At 68.1% G+C, this 13,419-nt stretch carries 13 protein-coding genes and 2 riboswitches; of the genes, 6 read left to right on the top strand and 7 right to left on the bottom strand.

Translation table 11 applies throughout. From position 1 onward, the window contains the following. Positions 1-140: 140 nt before the first annotated feature. A complete protein-coding gene (locus IFT71_RS13770; RefSeq protein WP_192141562.1) occupies positions 141-1,037 on the top strand; it encodes a DMT family transporter in 897 nt (298 codons plus the stop codon). 180 nt (positions 1,038-1,217) lie between these two features. Here IFT71_RS13770 and gcvPB read toward each other — a convergent pair whose 3' ends face one another. From gcvPB to IFT71_RS13745, 5 genes are all read right to left on the bottom strand, one after another. Next, a complete protein-coding gene (gene gcvPB, locus IFT71_RS13765) occupies positions 1,218-2,798 on the bottom strand; it encodes an aminomethyl-transferring glycine dehydrogenase subunit GcvPB (RefSeq protein WP_192008437.1) in 1,581 nt (526 codons plus the stop codon). After that, on the bottom strand, positions 2,795-4,165 hold the full coding sequence (gcvPA, locus tag IFT71_RS13760; protein ID WP_192141560.1) for an aminomethyl-transferring glycine dehydrogenase subunit GcvPA: 1,371 nt from the start codon (positions 4,163-4,165) through the stop codon (positions 2,795-2,797). Before gcvPA ends, gcvPB begins: the two co-directional genes overlap by 4 nt. A gap of 121 nt (positions 4,166-4,286) precedes the next feature. Then, positions 4,287-4,658 carry a glycine cleavage system protein GcvH gene (gene gcvH / locus IFT71_RS13755; protein ID WP_192097604.1) on the bottom strand — a complete coding sequence of 124 codons (372 nt, stop codon included), beginning with the start codon at positions 4,656-4,658 and terminating at the stop codon, positions 4,287-4,289. A 1-nt stretch (position 4,659) separates the two neighbouring features. Further along, complete coding sequence (gcvT, locus tag IFT71_RS13750) at positions 4,660-5,907, bottom strand: glycine cleavage system aminomethyltransferase GcvT (RefSeq protein ID WP_192141558.1); 1,248 nt, start codon at positions 5,905-5,907, stop codon at positions 4,660-4,662. A 46-nt stretch (positions 5,908-5,953) separates the two neighbouring features. Further along, positions 5,954-6,057, bottom strand: a riboswitch (glycine riboswitch). A gap of 1 nt (position 6,058) precedes the next feature. Continuing rightward, a riboswitch (glycine riboswitch) is annotated at positions 6,059-6,177 on the bottom strand. 287 nt (positions 6,178-6,464) lie between these two features. Beyond that, a complete protein-coding gene (locus IFT71_RS13745) occupies positions 6,465-7,103 on the bottom strand; it encodes a hypothetical protein (protein WP_235188438.1) in 639 nt (212 codons plus the stop codon). 176 nt (positions 7,104-7,279) lie between these two features. Between IFT71_RS13745 and ispH the strand changes: the two genes are divergently transcribed. The 3 genes from ispH to rnhA are packed head-to-tail and all read left to right on the top strand — an operon-like array spanning position 7,280 to position 9,658. Continuing rightward, positions 7,280-8,233 (top strand): 4-hydroxy-3-methylbut-2-enyl diphosphate reductase, encoded by a 954-nt coding sequence (ispH, locus tag IFT71_RS13740; RefSeq protein ID WP_031395013.1) that lies wholly within the window; start codon positions 7,280-7,282, stop codon positions 8,231-8,233. Position 8,234: 1 nt separating this feature from the next. Further along, the gene (gene thrB / locus IFT71_RS13735) at positions 8,235-9,185 is read left to right on the top strand and encodes a homoserine kinase (protein ID WP_192141554.1); all 951 of its coding nucleotides are present in this window, start codon (positions 8,235-8,237) and stop codon (positions 9,183-9,185) included. After that, on the top strand, positions 9,182-9,658 hold the full coding sequence (rnhA, locus tag IFT71_RS13730; RefSeq protein WP_244654934.1) for a ribonuclease HI: 477 nt from the start codon (positions 9,182-9,184) through the stop codon (positions 9,656-9,658). The genes thrB and rnhA overlap by 4 nt, the downstream gene beginning before the upstream one ends. A 17-nt stretch (positions 9,659-9,675) precedes the next feature. Here rnhA and IFT71_RS13725 read toward each other — a convergent pair whose 3' ends face one another. After that, positions 9,676-10,758 (bottom strand): NAD(P)/FAD-dependent oxidoreductase, encoded by a 1,083-nt coding sequence (locus IFT71_RS13725; protein WP_192141552.1) that lies wholly within the window; start codon positions 10,756-10,758, stop codon positions 9,676-9,678. Then, positions 10,755-11,771, bottom strand: coding sequence for an alpha/beta fold hydrolase (locus IFT71_RS13720; RefSeq protein ID WP_192141550.1), 1,017 nt, complete (start codon positions 11,769-11,771; stop codon positions 10,755-10,757). Before IFT71_RS13720 ends, IFT71_RS13725 begins: the two co-directional genes overlap by 4 nt. A gap of 48 nt (positions 11,772-11,819) precedes the next feature. On the opposite strand from IFT71_RS13720, the gene IFT71_RS13715 reads away from it, so the two are divergent. Together IFT71_RS13715 and cpaB are read left to right on the top strand one after the other, a co-directional pair. After that, positions 11,820-12,314 (top strand): A24 family peptidase, encoded by a 495-nt coding sequence (locus IFT71_RS13715; protein ID WP_192141548.1) that lies wholly within the window; start codon positions 11,820-11,822, stop codon positions 12,312-12,314. A gap of 49 nt (positions 12,315-12,363) precedes the next feature. Further along, positions 12,364-13,419: a Flp pilus assembly protein CpaB gene (gene cpaB, locus IFT71_RS13710; RefSeq protein WP_192141546.1), complete on the top strand. Its 1,056-nt coding sequence runs from the start codon at positions 12,364-12,366 to the stop codon at positions 13,417-13,419.

Raw genomic sequence — 13,419 nt, 5'->3', positions numbered from 1 at the left:
CCCACGCTCCGCCGTCATCCTGACGAAAGTCAGGACCCAGGGTACCACTCGCGCCCTCCTTGGCTCTGAGTCCTGACTTTCGTCAGGATGACGGCGGTTTGAGGGTGGGATCGCGGGCGCGGTTTGCGTAGGTGCAGGCAATGCCTTCAGACCGCATCCTTCCCGCCATCGGTATGCGGTTGCTGTCGGTCGTGATCTTCGCGCTGATGAACACCGCGATCAAGCTGGCCGAACGCCACGGCGCGAGCGTGTCGGAGATCCTGTTCTTCCGCCAGTTCGGCGCGTGCCTGCTGGTGTCGGCCGTCATCACCGCCGGACCCGGCCTCCCCTCGATCGCGACGAAGCGGCTGCCCGCGCACATCATCCGCGCGGTCGTCGGGCTGTCGGCGATGGCGTTCACGTTCAACGGGATCGTCGCGCTGCCGCTGGCGGAGGCGACGACGATCGGCTTCACCGTGCCGATCTTCGCCACGATCCTTGGCGCGCTGGTGCTGCGCGAGCCGACCGGCTGGCATCGCTGGGCGGCGGTGGCGGCGGGGTTTGCGGGCGTGCTGATCGTCGCGCAGCCCGGTAGCGGCGATCATTTTCCGTTATGGGGTGCGGGCTGTGCGCTGGCGGGCGCGTTCGGGACGGCAAGCGTGTCGATCCTGCTCCGGCAGATCGGCAAGACCGAGAGCGCGCTGACGACGGTGTTCTGGTTCTCCGCGCTGTCGCTGGTGCCGCTGTCGGTGATCTACGCGCGCGCAGCGGAGTCGCATGATCTCGTGACCTGGGCCTGCCTTGCGAGCGTCGGGGTCTTCGGCGGCCTCGCGCAGATCGCGATGACGACCTCGTTGCGGCTCGGGCCGGTGTCGGTGGTGGTGCCGATGGATTATTCGAGCCTGTTATGGGCGACATTGCTCGGCTGGCTGGTGTTCGACACGCTGCCCGCCGAGGCGACCTGGTTCGGCGCCCCCGTCATCGTCGCGAGCGGCCTCTACATCGTCTGGCGCGAACATGTCCGCCGGCAGGACGAAACCGATCGCGCGATCGCCTGAACTGACGTGATCTCCGTCATCCTGACGAAAGTCAGGATCCAGAGCCACGACCGGTATCGCTCGGTTACCCTGGGTCCTGACTTTCGTCAGGATGACGGGAGCGGATGGGATGACGGAGCGCGTAGGGCGCGCTCCGTCTCCGCCATGTTTCGGAAAGCCGGGGTGTCGCTGGCTCGGGGCCTACTCCGCCGCCTGCGCAAGCGGCACGGGATCCTTCCAGACCAGCACGGGCTTGCGCGCCGCGAGCGTCTCGTCGAGGCGCGCGCGGGGGGCGAAGTGCGGCGCGGTCTTGAGGCTGGGGTCGCCCGCCTTGGCGCGTTCGGCGACCGAGCGCAGCGCGGCGATGAACTGGTCGAGCGCCGCCTTCGACTCGGTCTCGGTCGGCTCGACCAGCATCGCGCCGTGGACGACGAGCGGGAAGTACATCGTCATCGGGTGGAAGCCCTCGTCGATCAGCCCCTTGGCGACGTCGATCGTCGAGAAGCCCTCGGCGAGCCCCGAGTCGGAGAACAGCGCCTCGTGCATGCACGGACCCGATGGGCCGAACGGCGCGTCGAGCGTGTCGTCGAGGCTGCGCAGGATGTAGTTCGCGTTGAGCACCGCATCCTCCGACACCTGGCGCAGACCGTCGGCGCCGTGGCTGAGGATGTAGGTCAGCGCGCGCGTGAACATGCCCATCTGGCCGTGGAACGCGACCATGCGGCCAAAGCTGCCGGCATGGTGTTCGCCTGCGGTTTCCTCCTCGACGAGGACGAAGGTCTCGCCCTGCTTTTCGACGAAGGGCAGCGGGGCATAGGGCGTGAGCGCCGCCGAGAACACCACCGGACCCGAGCCCGGACCGCCGCCGCCATGCGGGGTCGAGAAGGTCTTGTGAAGGTTGATGTGCATCGCATCGATGCCGAGATCGCCCGGGCGAACGCGACCGACGATCGCGTTGAAGTTCGCGCCGTCGCAATAGACGAAGCCGCCGGCCGCATGCACCGCGTCCGAAATCTCGCGCATGTCGCGCTCGAACAGGCCGCAGGTGTTGGGGTTGGTGATCATCACGCCCGCGACGTCGGGGCCGAGGCGGGCCTTCAGCGCTTCGGTGTCGACGCGGCCTTCGGCGGTGGCTGGGATATCCTCGACGCCATAGCCGGCGAACGCGGCGGTCGCGGGGTTGGTGCCGTGCGCGCTCTCGGGGACGAGGATGACCTTGCGGTGCCCTTCACCCTTGGCTTCTAGCGCAGCGCGGATCGCGAGGATCCCGCAGAGTTCGCCGTGCGCGCCGGCCTTCGGACTCATCGCGACGCTGGTCATGCCGGTGAGCGTAACGAGCCAGTGCGCGAGCTGATGGATGACCTCGAGCGCGCCCTGCACCGTGTCGACCGGCTGGAGCGGGTGGACGTCGGAAAACCCGGGCAACCGCGCCATCTTCTCGTTGAGGCGCGGATTGTGCTTCATCGTGCAACTGCCGAGCGGAAAAAAGCCGAGATCGATGCCGTAATTCTGGCGCGACAGGCGCGTGTAATGGCGGACGGTCTCGGGTTCCGAAAGACCGGGGAGGCCGATCGGGGCCTTGCGTGCCAGCGGGCCGAGCTTGCTGGTCGTCGCACGTGCGGGCGCGGTCGCGAAGTCGACGCCGGTAGTGTGGCTGTCGCCGATCTCGAAGATCAGCGCTTCCTCGAGCATCAGCGCCTTGTTGCCGGTGACGCTGGCGGGGACGTTGCCCTTGCCCTGCTCGGGCGCGGTCGGGCGCCAGCCGCTCTGGTTGATGCTCATGCCAGTATCTCCCCAAGTACGGTGGATAGTGCGGACGCAAGCGTTTCGACGTCCTCCGCGGTGGTCGTTTCGGTCACGGCGACGACGAGGCCGTTCGCAAGATCGTGCTTGCTCGGATAGAGCCGCCCGAGCGAGACGCCCGCAAGGATGCCGCGATCGGCAAGCGTGCGGACAACGGGGCGCGCCTCGACGGGCAGCTTCAGCGTGAATTCGTTGAAGAAGCTATCGTTGATCAACTCGACGCCGGGGATCTGCGACAGGCGCTCGGCGGCGGCCACGGCACCCGCATGGTTGATCTCGGCCAGCTCTCGCAGTCCCGCTTCACCCAGCAACGTCATGTGGATCGAGAAAGCCAGCGCGCACAGCCCCGAGTTGGTGCAGATGTTCGACGTCGCCTTTTCACGGCGAATATGCTGCTCGCGCGTCGACAGAGTCAGCACGAACCCGCGACGGCCATCGGCGTCGACGGTTTCGCCGCACAACCGGCCGGGCATCTGGCGGACATATTTGTCCTTGCACCCGAACAGCCCGACATAGGGCCCGCCGAACTGGAGGCCGACGCCGAGCGACTGGCCTTCGCCGACGACGATGTCCGCGTCCATCTCGCCGGGCGAGGTGATCGCGCCGAGCGCGACGGGCTCCGTGACGACCGCGATCAACAACGCCTTCTTGGCATGGCAAGCATCCGCGAGCGGACGCAGATCGGCGATGCGGCCGAGGATGTCGGGATACTGGACGACCACGCACGACGTATCGTCGTCGATCTTCGCGATCAGCCGGTCGATGTCCATCTCGGGTACCAGCCGCGGGTCGGTCGTATCGAGCACGTCGCCGGTGAACCTGGCCATCGTGTTTGACACCGACACGTAATGCGGGTGCAGCCCCGCCGACAGGATCGCCTTGCCGCGCTTGGTGATACGCCGCGCCATCACGATCGCTTCCCAGCATGCGGTCGAGCCGTCGTACATCGACGCGTTGGCAACGTCGGTGCCGAGCAGACGCGCGACCTGCGTCTGGAACTCGAACAGCATCTGCAGCGTGCCCTGCGCGATCTCGGGTTGGTAAGGCGTGTAGGCGGTCAGGAACTCGCCGCGCTGGATCAGGTGATCGACGCTGGCGGGAACGTGATGCTTGTACGCGCCGCAGCCGAGGAAGAACGGGGCCTCCCCCGCGGTGAGATTCTTCTTGGCGAGCGCCGACATATGGCGTTCGACCGCCATTTCGGAGGCGTGCATCGGCAGGTCGCGGACGGGGCCGTCGAGGCGGGCGGCTTCGGGTACGTCAACGAAGAGGTCGTCGATCGTCGCTGCACCGATGACGGCGAGCATCGCCTCGCGGTCGGGCTGGGTCAGGGGAAGGTAGCGCATGGAACTCTCCTTGCCCCTCCCCTTCAGGGGAGGGGTTGGGGGTGGGGCGTTTCCACAGGCGACGCGTCTGTCGCACTGCCCCACCCCAACCCCTCCCCTGAAGGGGAGGGGCTTTGACGAATTAAAGCCCTTCGACGAACGCCGCGTAGGCAGCTTCGTCCATCAGGCTGTCGAGCTCGCTCGGATCGCTGAGCGTCAGCTTGAAGAACCAGCCGGCGGCTTCGGCGTCCGAATTCACCAGGCTCGAATCGTCGGCGAGCGCGGCGTTGCCCTCGATGACAATGCCCGACACCGGCGAATAGACGTCCGAGGCGGCCTTGACCGATTCGACGACTGCGGCATCGGCGCCCTTGGTCAGCTGCTTGCCGGCCTCGGGAACCTCGACGAACACGACGTCGCCGAGCTGGCTCTGCGCGTACTCGCTGATGCCGACGGTGCCGACGTCACCGTCGACATCGACCCACTCATGATCCTGCGTAAAATAACGGCTCATATCACTTGGCTCCTGCGCGGACGTAGCGGTGGGGAATGAAGGGCATTGCGGTGACGGTCGCGCTATGGACCTTGCCGCGCTGTGCGATCTCGATGCGGGTGCCCGGCGTCGCCAGCGCGAGCGGCACATAGGCCATCGCGATCGGCTTCCCGAGCGTCGGCGCGAACCCGCCGCTGGTGAGTCGGCCGATCGTCGCGCCGGTGTCGTCGATCACCTCGGACCCCTCGCGTGCGGGCTGGCGGCCCTCGACGATCAGGCCGACGCGCTTGGTGGCGGGGCCGTTCTCGCGCTGGGAAATGATACGCTGGGCGCCGGGGAAGTCGGCGGCCTCACGGCGGCGCTTGGACAGCGCGAAACCGAGGTCTGCCATGACCGGCGTGGTCTCGGGATCGAGATCGTGGCCGTAGAGCGGCAAACCGGCTTCGAGACGCAGCGAATCGCGCGCGCCAAGGCCGATCGGCTTGATCTCGGGCAGTGCGAGCAGCGCGTCGGCGAACGCGACGGCATGCTCGGCGGGGAGCGAGATCTCGACGCCGTCCTCGCCGGTATAGCCCGATCGGCTGATCCAGAGCGGCACGTCGTTCCAGTGGAACGCGCCCGCGGTCATGAACACGAGGCCGTCGATCCCGGGGACGATCCGCGCGACCGCGTCAACCGCCTTGGGGCCCTGCACCGCGAGCAGCGCCTGATCCTCGAGGATGTTGATCGTGACGTCGTCGGGCAGATGCTCGATCAGATAGCTGACATCGTCATATTTGGTCGCGCCGTTGACGACGACGTAGAAGCTGCCGCTCGCGGTCGGCGACGGGTGGAGCGGGTCGTACGCCTCGGGCTCGACGTCCTGCGCCGAGAAGGGCGAGGGCTGATCGTCGGGCAGCCGCGTTGCCATCAGGTCGTCGAGGATGCCGCCATCCTGCGCGAGCAGCAGCGAATAGCGCATCTTGCCCTCGCCGAGCCCTGCGATGTCGCCCGGCAGCACGGTTTCGAGCGCGCTCGCGACGCCTTCGCCCGAGAAGACGAGTTGGCCCATGTGGCTGACGTCGAACAGGCCGGCCGACTCGCGCGTCCAGGCGTGTTCGGCCATGATGCCGTCATACTGGATCGGCATCTGATAGCCGGCGAATTCGACCATCCGTGCGCCGTTCGCGCGGTGCCACGCGTCGAGCAGCAATGGCAGCACCTCGGGCTCGACGTAATCGTCGGCCTCGTCGATGATGCTCGCATAGTCTCGAATGTCGGCGTCGCTCATGTCGGTCTCCGTCGAAGGGGCGCGCGGCACCTTGTGGTGCTGCGATCCGACCCCCTCTGTCACGGAACCTGAGAGCTTTCACCGCCTGATTGGCGGCTTACCCCTTCGGTGGCCCTCGGCACGGAGCCAGGACGCTTTCCAGAGTGTCGATCAGCCCCGCGCGGTCTCTGGTGCCTGAGAGATTCCGGGGTGGTTGCTCCTTCGGCGGCCCCCTGCCCCTTTCAGGGCCGATCCTAAAAGGACCAGGAAACGCTCTCCCGCGCGGTGCCATGCCGGTTGCCCGGCATCGACGCGTCAAGCTGTGCCGCGCCGCACAATCTTAGTCAATCGGGCTTGGTCGATCGGGCCCCTGCGAGAGTGAGATTCATGCCTGACGTCAAGTTGCAAGCCGAACGACGCCCGTACCCGTCGCCATCCCCGCGAAGGCGGGGACCCATATACTACACCGTCAACGCTCCGTCATCGGCGGTCGCCAATATGGATCCCCGCCTGCGCGGGGATGACATGGAAGGTTGTCACGTTATCACCGGACGCCCGCCCCGGTTTCAGAAGGCGACTCAGCGGGTCGCGTTGTACTTCAGCTGGTCGGCGGTCAGCTGGAACCCGACCAGCGTCTCGAAACTGGCGCGCAGCACCGCCTGCCGCACCTCGGGCGTGCTCAGCGGATCGACCGCCGCATCCTCGTCGCCTGCCTTGCGCTTGCGCGTCAGCTTCTCGCGCACGTCTGCCGACAGCGTAGCCGCCGCGCGCGTGATCGTCGCGGTGCCCTGGGCATTCGCCTCCGCCCGCAACTGGCCGGCATCGAAGTGCAGCGTCACACGGCCGACGCGCTTGGCGACGACCGCGCTGCCGCCGCGCACCACGGTCACGAAATAGGGCAGCACGACGTCGCGCGCCGCATCGGCCCGCGCACGCCGCGCCTGAACGGTGAACGTCACGTTCGTCAGGATCGGGTCGTTCGCGTCGACGCAGGTCGAACGGACATTGGTCATCAGCGCGGTGACGTCGATCGCCGACTGGTCGCGGCTGGTGACGGGGTCGAACACGGTGATGTCGCCGGTCGCGGCCGGCACCGCCACGGTCGGGCACGCGGTGCGGATCGCGGAGATGCCGCCGGTCGCGTCGATCTCTCCCTTGGAAGCGCAACCGCTTAGGGCGAGCGCGAGGATCGAAACGGCAAGGATGGGGGCTTTCACGGGGACGCGTACCTTCTCGAACGAGCGAAAGGGCCTGCGCAACCGCACCGGCCCCTGTCACCGCGCACCATAGGAACCGGCTTTCGTCCAGGCAAGCAATCGCGTAGAGCCCGACGACTATGAGCATCCCCCCAGAGCCCATCGCAACCCCCGCAACCTCGGCCGCTGAGCCGGCCGTGCGCGGCGACAAACCCGCGCTCGAACTACTGATCGCGGCGCCGCGCGGCTTCTGCGCCGGCGTCGACCGCGCGATCCGCATCGTCGAGCTGGCGATCGAGAAGCACGGCGCGCCGGTCTATGTCCGTCACGAGATCGTCCACAACAAGTTCGTCGTCGACACGCTGAAGGCGCAGGGCGCGGTGTTCGTCGAGGATCTGAGCGAGGTGCCCGACGATGCGCCGGTGGTGTTCTCCGCGCACGGCGTTCCCAAATCGGTGCCGCTCGACGCGCAGGCGCGCGGGCTCGAATATCTCGATGCGACCTGCCCGCTGGTCTCGAAGGTCCATCGCCAGGCCGAGCGGCTGGTCGCGCAGGGGCGGCACATCGTGTTCATCGGCCATGCCGGCCATCCCGAAGTGATCGGCACCTTCGGCCAGGTGCCCGAGGGCGCGATGTCGCTGATCGAAACCGTCGAGGATGCGGAAGTCTTCGCGCCGATCGACCCCGCCAATCTCGCCTTCCTGACGCAGACTACGTTGTCGGTCGACGACACCGCGGCGGTCGTCGCGACGCTGCAGCGACGCTTCCCCGAGATGCTGCCGCCGCGTGGCGAGGACATCTGCTACGCGACCTCGAACCGCCAGGCTGCGGTCAAGGCGATCGCGCATGGGTGCGACGCGATGCTGGTGATCGGCGCGCCGAATTCGTCTAATTCGGTGCGGCTGGTCGAGGTCGCGCAGCGCGAAGGCACGCCCGCGATGCTGATCCAGCGCGCCAGCGAACTCGACTGGGATTTCCTCGCCGGGGTCGGCACGCTCGGCATCACCGCAGGTGCGTCCGCGCCCGAGCTGCTCGTCCGCGAACTCGTCACGCGCCTCGCCGAGCGGTTCGAGGTGTCCGAGCGCGAGGTCGAGACGACGCGCGAGACGATCGCCTTCAAGCTGCCCCGCGGGCTCGAAGCCGCCGCCTAGCATGGCGGTCTATACGCAGGTCTCGGCCGAGGCGCTCGGAACGTTCCTCGCGCGGTACGACCAGGGCGCGCTGGTCTCTGCCAAGGGGATCGCCGAGGGGGTGCAGAACAGCAACTACCTTGTCGAGACCACCGCGGACCGGTTCATCCTGACGCTGTACGAGGAATGGACGTCGACCGACGATCTGCCCTTCTTCCTCGCGATGCTCGATCATCTGGCCGCGGCGGGCAATCCCGTGCCGCGCGCGCTGCCCGATCGCGACGGTCTCGCGATCCAGCAGCTCGCCGGGCGCTCGGCCTGTCTGATCGAGTTCCTGACCGGCGTGTCGGTGTCGCACCCCACCCCCGCACAGGCACGGGCGGCCGGCGCAGCGATGGGCCAGCTCCATGCCGGGCTGGCGGACTTTGCACCGACCCGCGCCAACCCGCTGGGTGCCGACACCTGGCGCCCGCTGCTCGAGCGGTGCGGCGCGGGGATCGATACGATCGCACCGGGGCTGTTCGCGCGGATCGAGGCAGCGCTGGCGCGGGTGCTGGCCCAGTGGCCGCGCGACCTGCCGGTGGCGGCGATCCATACGGACCTGTTCCCCGACAATGTCCTGATGCTCGGCGACCGCGTGACCGGGGTGATCGACTTCTATTTCGCCTGTACTGACATCCGCGCCTATGACCTGGCAGTGATGCACAGCGCCTGGGCGTTCGACGCGACCGGCGAGCGTTACGATCCCGCAATCGGCGCGGCGCTGATCGCGGGCTATGAAAGCCGGTTCGCGCTGTCCGAGGCGGAGCGCGCCGCGCTGCCGATCCTCGCGCAGGGCGCCTGCCTGCGCTTCCTGCTGACGCGCGCCTGGGACTGGGTCAACACGCCGGCCGACGCGCTGGTGACGCGCAAGGATCCGCTCGCCTATTGGCGGCGGCTCGAAGCCTATCTCAAGGACGACCGGTTCGCATGACCGACGACGCTACCGCGACAACGATGACCAAGGTCGAGATCTACACCGACGGCGCGTGCAAGGGGAATCCGGGACCGGGCGGCTGGGGCGCGGTGATCCGGATGGGCACGCATGAAAAGGAATTGTCGGGCGGCGAGCCGCAGACGACCAACAACCGGATGGAGATGACCGCGGCGATCGAGGCGCTCAACATCCTCACCCGGCCCTGCGCGGTGACGCTGTATACCGACAGCAAATATGTGATGGATGGCCTGACCAAATGGGTGAAGGGCTGGCAGCGCAACGGCTGGAGGACCGCGGACAAGAAGCCGGTGAAGAATGCCGAGCTGTGGCACGCGCTGCTCGCCGCGGTCGCGCGGCACAAGATCGAGTGGCAATGGGTCAAGGGCCATGCCGGCCACCCCGAGAACGAACGCGCCGATACGCTGGCCAGCAACGCCGCGATTGCGGCGAGGACGCCCGGCCGCCGCTAGGTTGACACGAAGCGGCGTTAGAAACGACGGGGCGAATAGCGGTGCGGATCGATCCCCGCCACCGCAGGATCAGGCGACGTCCCGCGCAGCAACGCGGCCGCAAGACGCGCCGCCGCCGGTGCGGTCTGGATGCCGAAGCCGCCCTGCCCCGCGCACCAGAAGAAGCCGGGTCCGCTCGGGTCGAAACCATAGACCGGCAGCCGGTCGGGCGCGAAGGTTCGCAGACCCGCCCAGCGGCGTTCGACCTGCGTAACTTGCCAGTCGACCGCCTGTTCGAGCCGGTCGATCGCGATCGCGACGTCGATCTCCTCGGGCGCGGCATCGCAAGGGTCGGTCGGCGTCTCGTCATGCGGGCTCAGCCAGAGCCGGCCGCCAGGCTCGGGCTTGAAATAGAAGCCGCCCGAAATGTCGGCGACATGCGGCATGCCCCCCGCGGCTGGAGGATCGGTCCGCAACTGGACCATCGTCCGCCGGTAGGGCTGAAGTCCGATTGGTACCACGCCCGCGCGCTGCGCGACGGTATCGGCCCAGGCCCCCGCCGCATTGACCAGTACCGCGGCGCGAAACGTCCCCGCGGGCGTCTCGATGCTCCACTGGCCCGTGTCGCGCTGGGCGGCCTGCAGTGCGGCGCCGGTCACGAGATCCGCCCCGCCCCGCCGCGCGGTCGCCAGGTCGTGCGCATGCAGCCCGGCGACGTCGATATAGGCGCAGCTCGGCTCATGCACGCCGAGCGTCCAGTCGGGGCGAAGGCCGGGGAGGAACGCCGCAGGATCGACCCGGTCGAGCTGCACATCGCTGTCGGCGAATTCGGCGAGGAACCGGTCGATCGCGGGCGCGTCCTGCGCACGGCCGATATGGAGCGAACCCAGCGGCTGGAGATGCCCCCCGGCCCTGAGCACCGGCCCCGAGGCGGTCGTCAGCGGCTGGATGTCGGGGCCACCATAGGTTTCCGACCAGAAGGCCGCGGACCGCCCCGTCGCGTGGTAGCCCGGCATATCCTCCGCCTCGAGCAGCAGCACGCGCGCATGCGGCGCTAGTAGCGCGGCGAGGCTGACCCCGGCCATTCCCGCGCCGACGATCGCGACGTCGTAGACGCTCATCGGCGCGGCACCGTGTCGTCGAGAAACGCGTCGAGCGCGGCCAGCGCGCGGTCGCGTACGGCATCCGATTCGCGCAGGATCTCATGCGCCGATTCAGGCCCGAACCGCACCAGCCGCGCGTCGCGCAGCCGCTCGACGATCCGGACCGCGGCATGTGGATCGACCAGCTTGTCGGCATCCGCGAGCAGCATCAGCACCGGCGTCGCGATCGTCTCGACGCGCGGATCGCAGGCGAGCGCGGCGGACCCGGCGAATGCTTCGGACAGCCAAGTCCAACTCGGCGGACCGAGCTGCAGGTCGGGCTGCGCCTCGTGCCACCAGCGTTCGTCGTGATAGCGGTCGGCGTCATGGGTGAGCAGACGCTGACGCGAGGCGACGGGGCCGGGCCGCTCGTTCTGGCGCCAGGCCGCACGGATCGGCGCACGCCGCGCCATGTAGCGCGCGATCCGGCCGCTCAGCCGCGCGCCGAGGGGAGAGCGCAGTCCCAGCATCGGTGCGACGAGGATCGCCGCCGCCGGGTCGATCGTCCCCGCCGTCAGCGCGCGCATCACCATCAGCCCACCCATCGAATGGCCAAGGATCGCTGTCGGAATGCCGCTATCCCCTTCGCCGCGCCACTGCTGCCAGAAGCCGGCGAGATCGGCATCGTAGGTCGCGAAGTCGTCGACATGGCCGACATAGGGGTCGGGGGACAGCCGCCCCGACCCGCCCTGCCCGCGCCAGTCGAGCGAGGTCACCGACCAGCCGACGCTGCGCAGATGCGCGATCGTCTCGAGATATTTCTCGAAACTGTCGCCGCGACCGGCCTGGAAGAGAAAACGTCCGCGCGGGTTCGGTGCCGGCCAGTCGAACCGCCTCAGGCTCCAGCCATCGGCAGCGATCCAGCGACTGACGCGGGCATCGTCGGGAATCGCGCGCCGACTCGCGGCTGGCACGATCGGTGCGACGGTGGTGCGGGCATGCGGACGGGCCGGACCGGAGGCGGGCCCGGAGGTCGGATCAGAATCGAACATCGGCGACACAGTTACTTTTTCGAAAGCCATACCCGCTAAATGTAGTGCATGGGGTCGACGTTTACTCTTCCAATTCTACTTTTTCTGCTCGCCGGGCTGCTTGTCCTCGCTGCGATCGAGGACGCGCGGACGCGGGAGATCGCCAATGCGAAGACCGCCGCGATCGTGCTGCTCGCGCCATTATGGTGGTGGGCCAACGGCCTGTCGCCCTGGCCCGACATGGCGATCCAGATCGGCATCGCGGCTGCGGTCTTCGCGCTGTTCTGCATCGCGTTTCATTTCGGGCTGATGGGCGGCGGCGACGTCAAGCTGATCGTCGCGCTGTCGCTGTGGCTGCCGTTCGGCGCGTTCATGGCGATGCTGATGGTGATGTCGATCGCGGGCGGCGTGCTGACCGCGGGGATGCTGATCGCAAGGAAGCTAGCCATGCGGCGCGCCGATTCGGGCGTCAAAAACGCCGCGATCGAGGTGCCCTACGGCATCGCGATCGCTTTTGCAGGGCTGGTCGCGGTCCACGAACCACTCCTTAACTCCCTGCGGTAGATACTTAATGTTCGATCAATCACACGGCGCCCGAAAGGCACGATGAGTCATGGATAGTCGCAAGCTCATATTGCTGGTCGGTGCGTTGATCGTGGCGGCGGTCACGGCCTTCTTCGCCCGCACGCTGATCGCGGGCAGCGCAGCCCCGCAGGCGACCGCGGTGGCGATGCAGCCCGTCGTGATCGACGGCCCGGAAGTGCTGGTCGCGACTCGGGCGCTACCGGTCGGCACGATCCTCGATGCGACCGCATTGAAGTTCCAGCCTTGGCCCAAGGAGCTGGTCGACAACGCCTATTACCTGAAGGACAAGACCGACCTGAAGGCGCTGCAGGGCACCGTGGTGCGCAACATGATCACCGCGGGTCAGCCGGTGACGCAGGGCGCGCTGGTCAAGCCCGGCGACCGCGGCTTCCTCGCGGCGGCGCTCGGGCCCGGCATGCGCGCGGTGACGGTCCCCGTCTCGGAACAGGCATCGGTCGCGGGCTTCGTGTTTCCGGGCGATCGGATCGATCTGGTGCTGACCCAGGCGGTGGCGGGCGGCGGCGACGGCGATCCGCTGAAGGTGTCGGAGACGATCATGCGCAACGTGCGCGTGCTCGCGACCGACCAGCGTACCGACAACAAGGTCGGCGACGACGGCAAGACCGTCGTCAGCACCTTCTCGACGGTCACGGTCGAGACGACGCCCAAGATGGCCGAGGAGATCGCGGTCGCGCAGACGGTGGGCACGCTGTCGCTGTCGCTGCGGTCGATCGCGGACAATGCGGGCGAACTCGAGGACGCGATCGCGTCGGGCAGCGTGAGCGTGCCCGCGGGGTCGGATCCCAAGGCGGAGCGCGCGATGCTGCTGCGTCTCGCGAGCCAGCCCTCGTCGGGCGCGAGCAGCTACGTCACCGGCGCGGACGTGTCGCGCTACCAGCGCAGCACCGTGCCGGGCAAGGCGGTCGCATCCGGCGGTCCGGGCGGCTCGGCACAGATGATGATGCCGGCTGGCGTACCCGGCGGCGCGCCGGCGGGAGCCCCTTCGGGCGCGATCGCGTCGGGCCCGGTCGTCCGGGTCGCCCGCGGCAACAGCATGACCATCGTTCCGGTGGGGGGGAAGTAA

The sequence above is a fragment of the Sphingomonas sp. CFBP 13733 genome (assembly GCF_014841795.1).
Lineage (GTDB): Bacteria > Pseudomonadota > Alphaproteobacteria > Sphingomonadales > Sphingomonadaceae > Sphingomonas > Sphingomonas aerolata.
The sequence above is the reverse complement of the archived record's forward strand: the minus strand, read 5'-3'. Positions and strand labels throughout refer to the sequence as shown.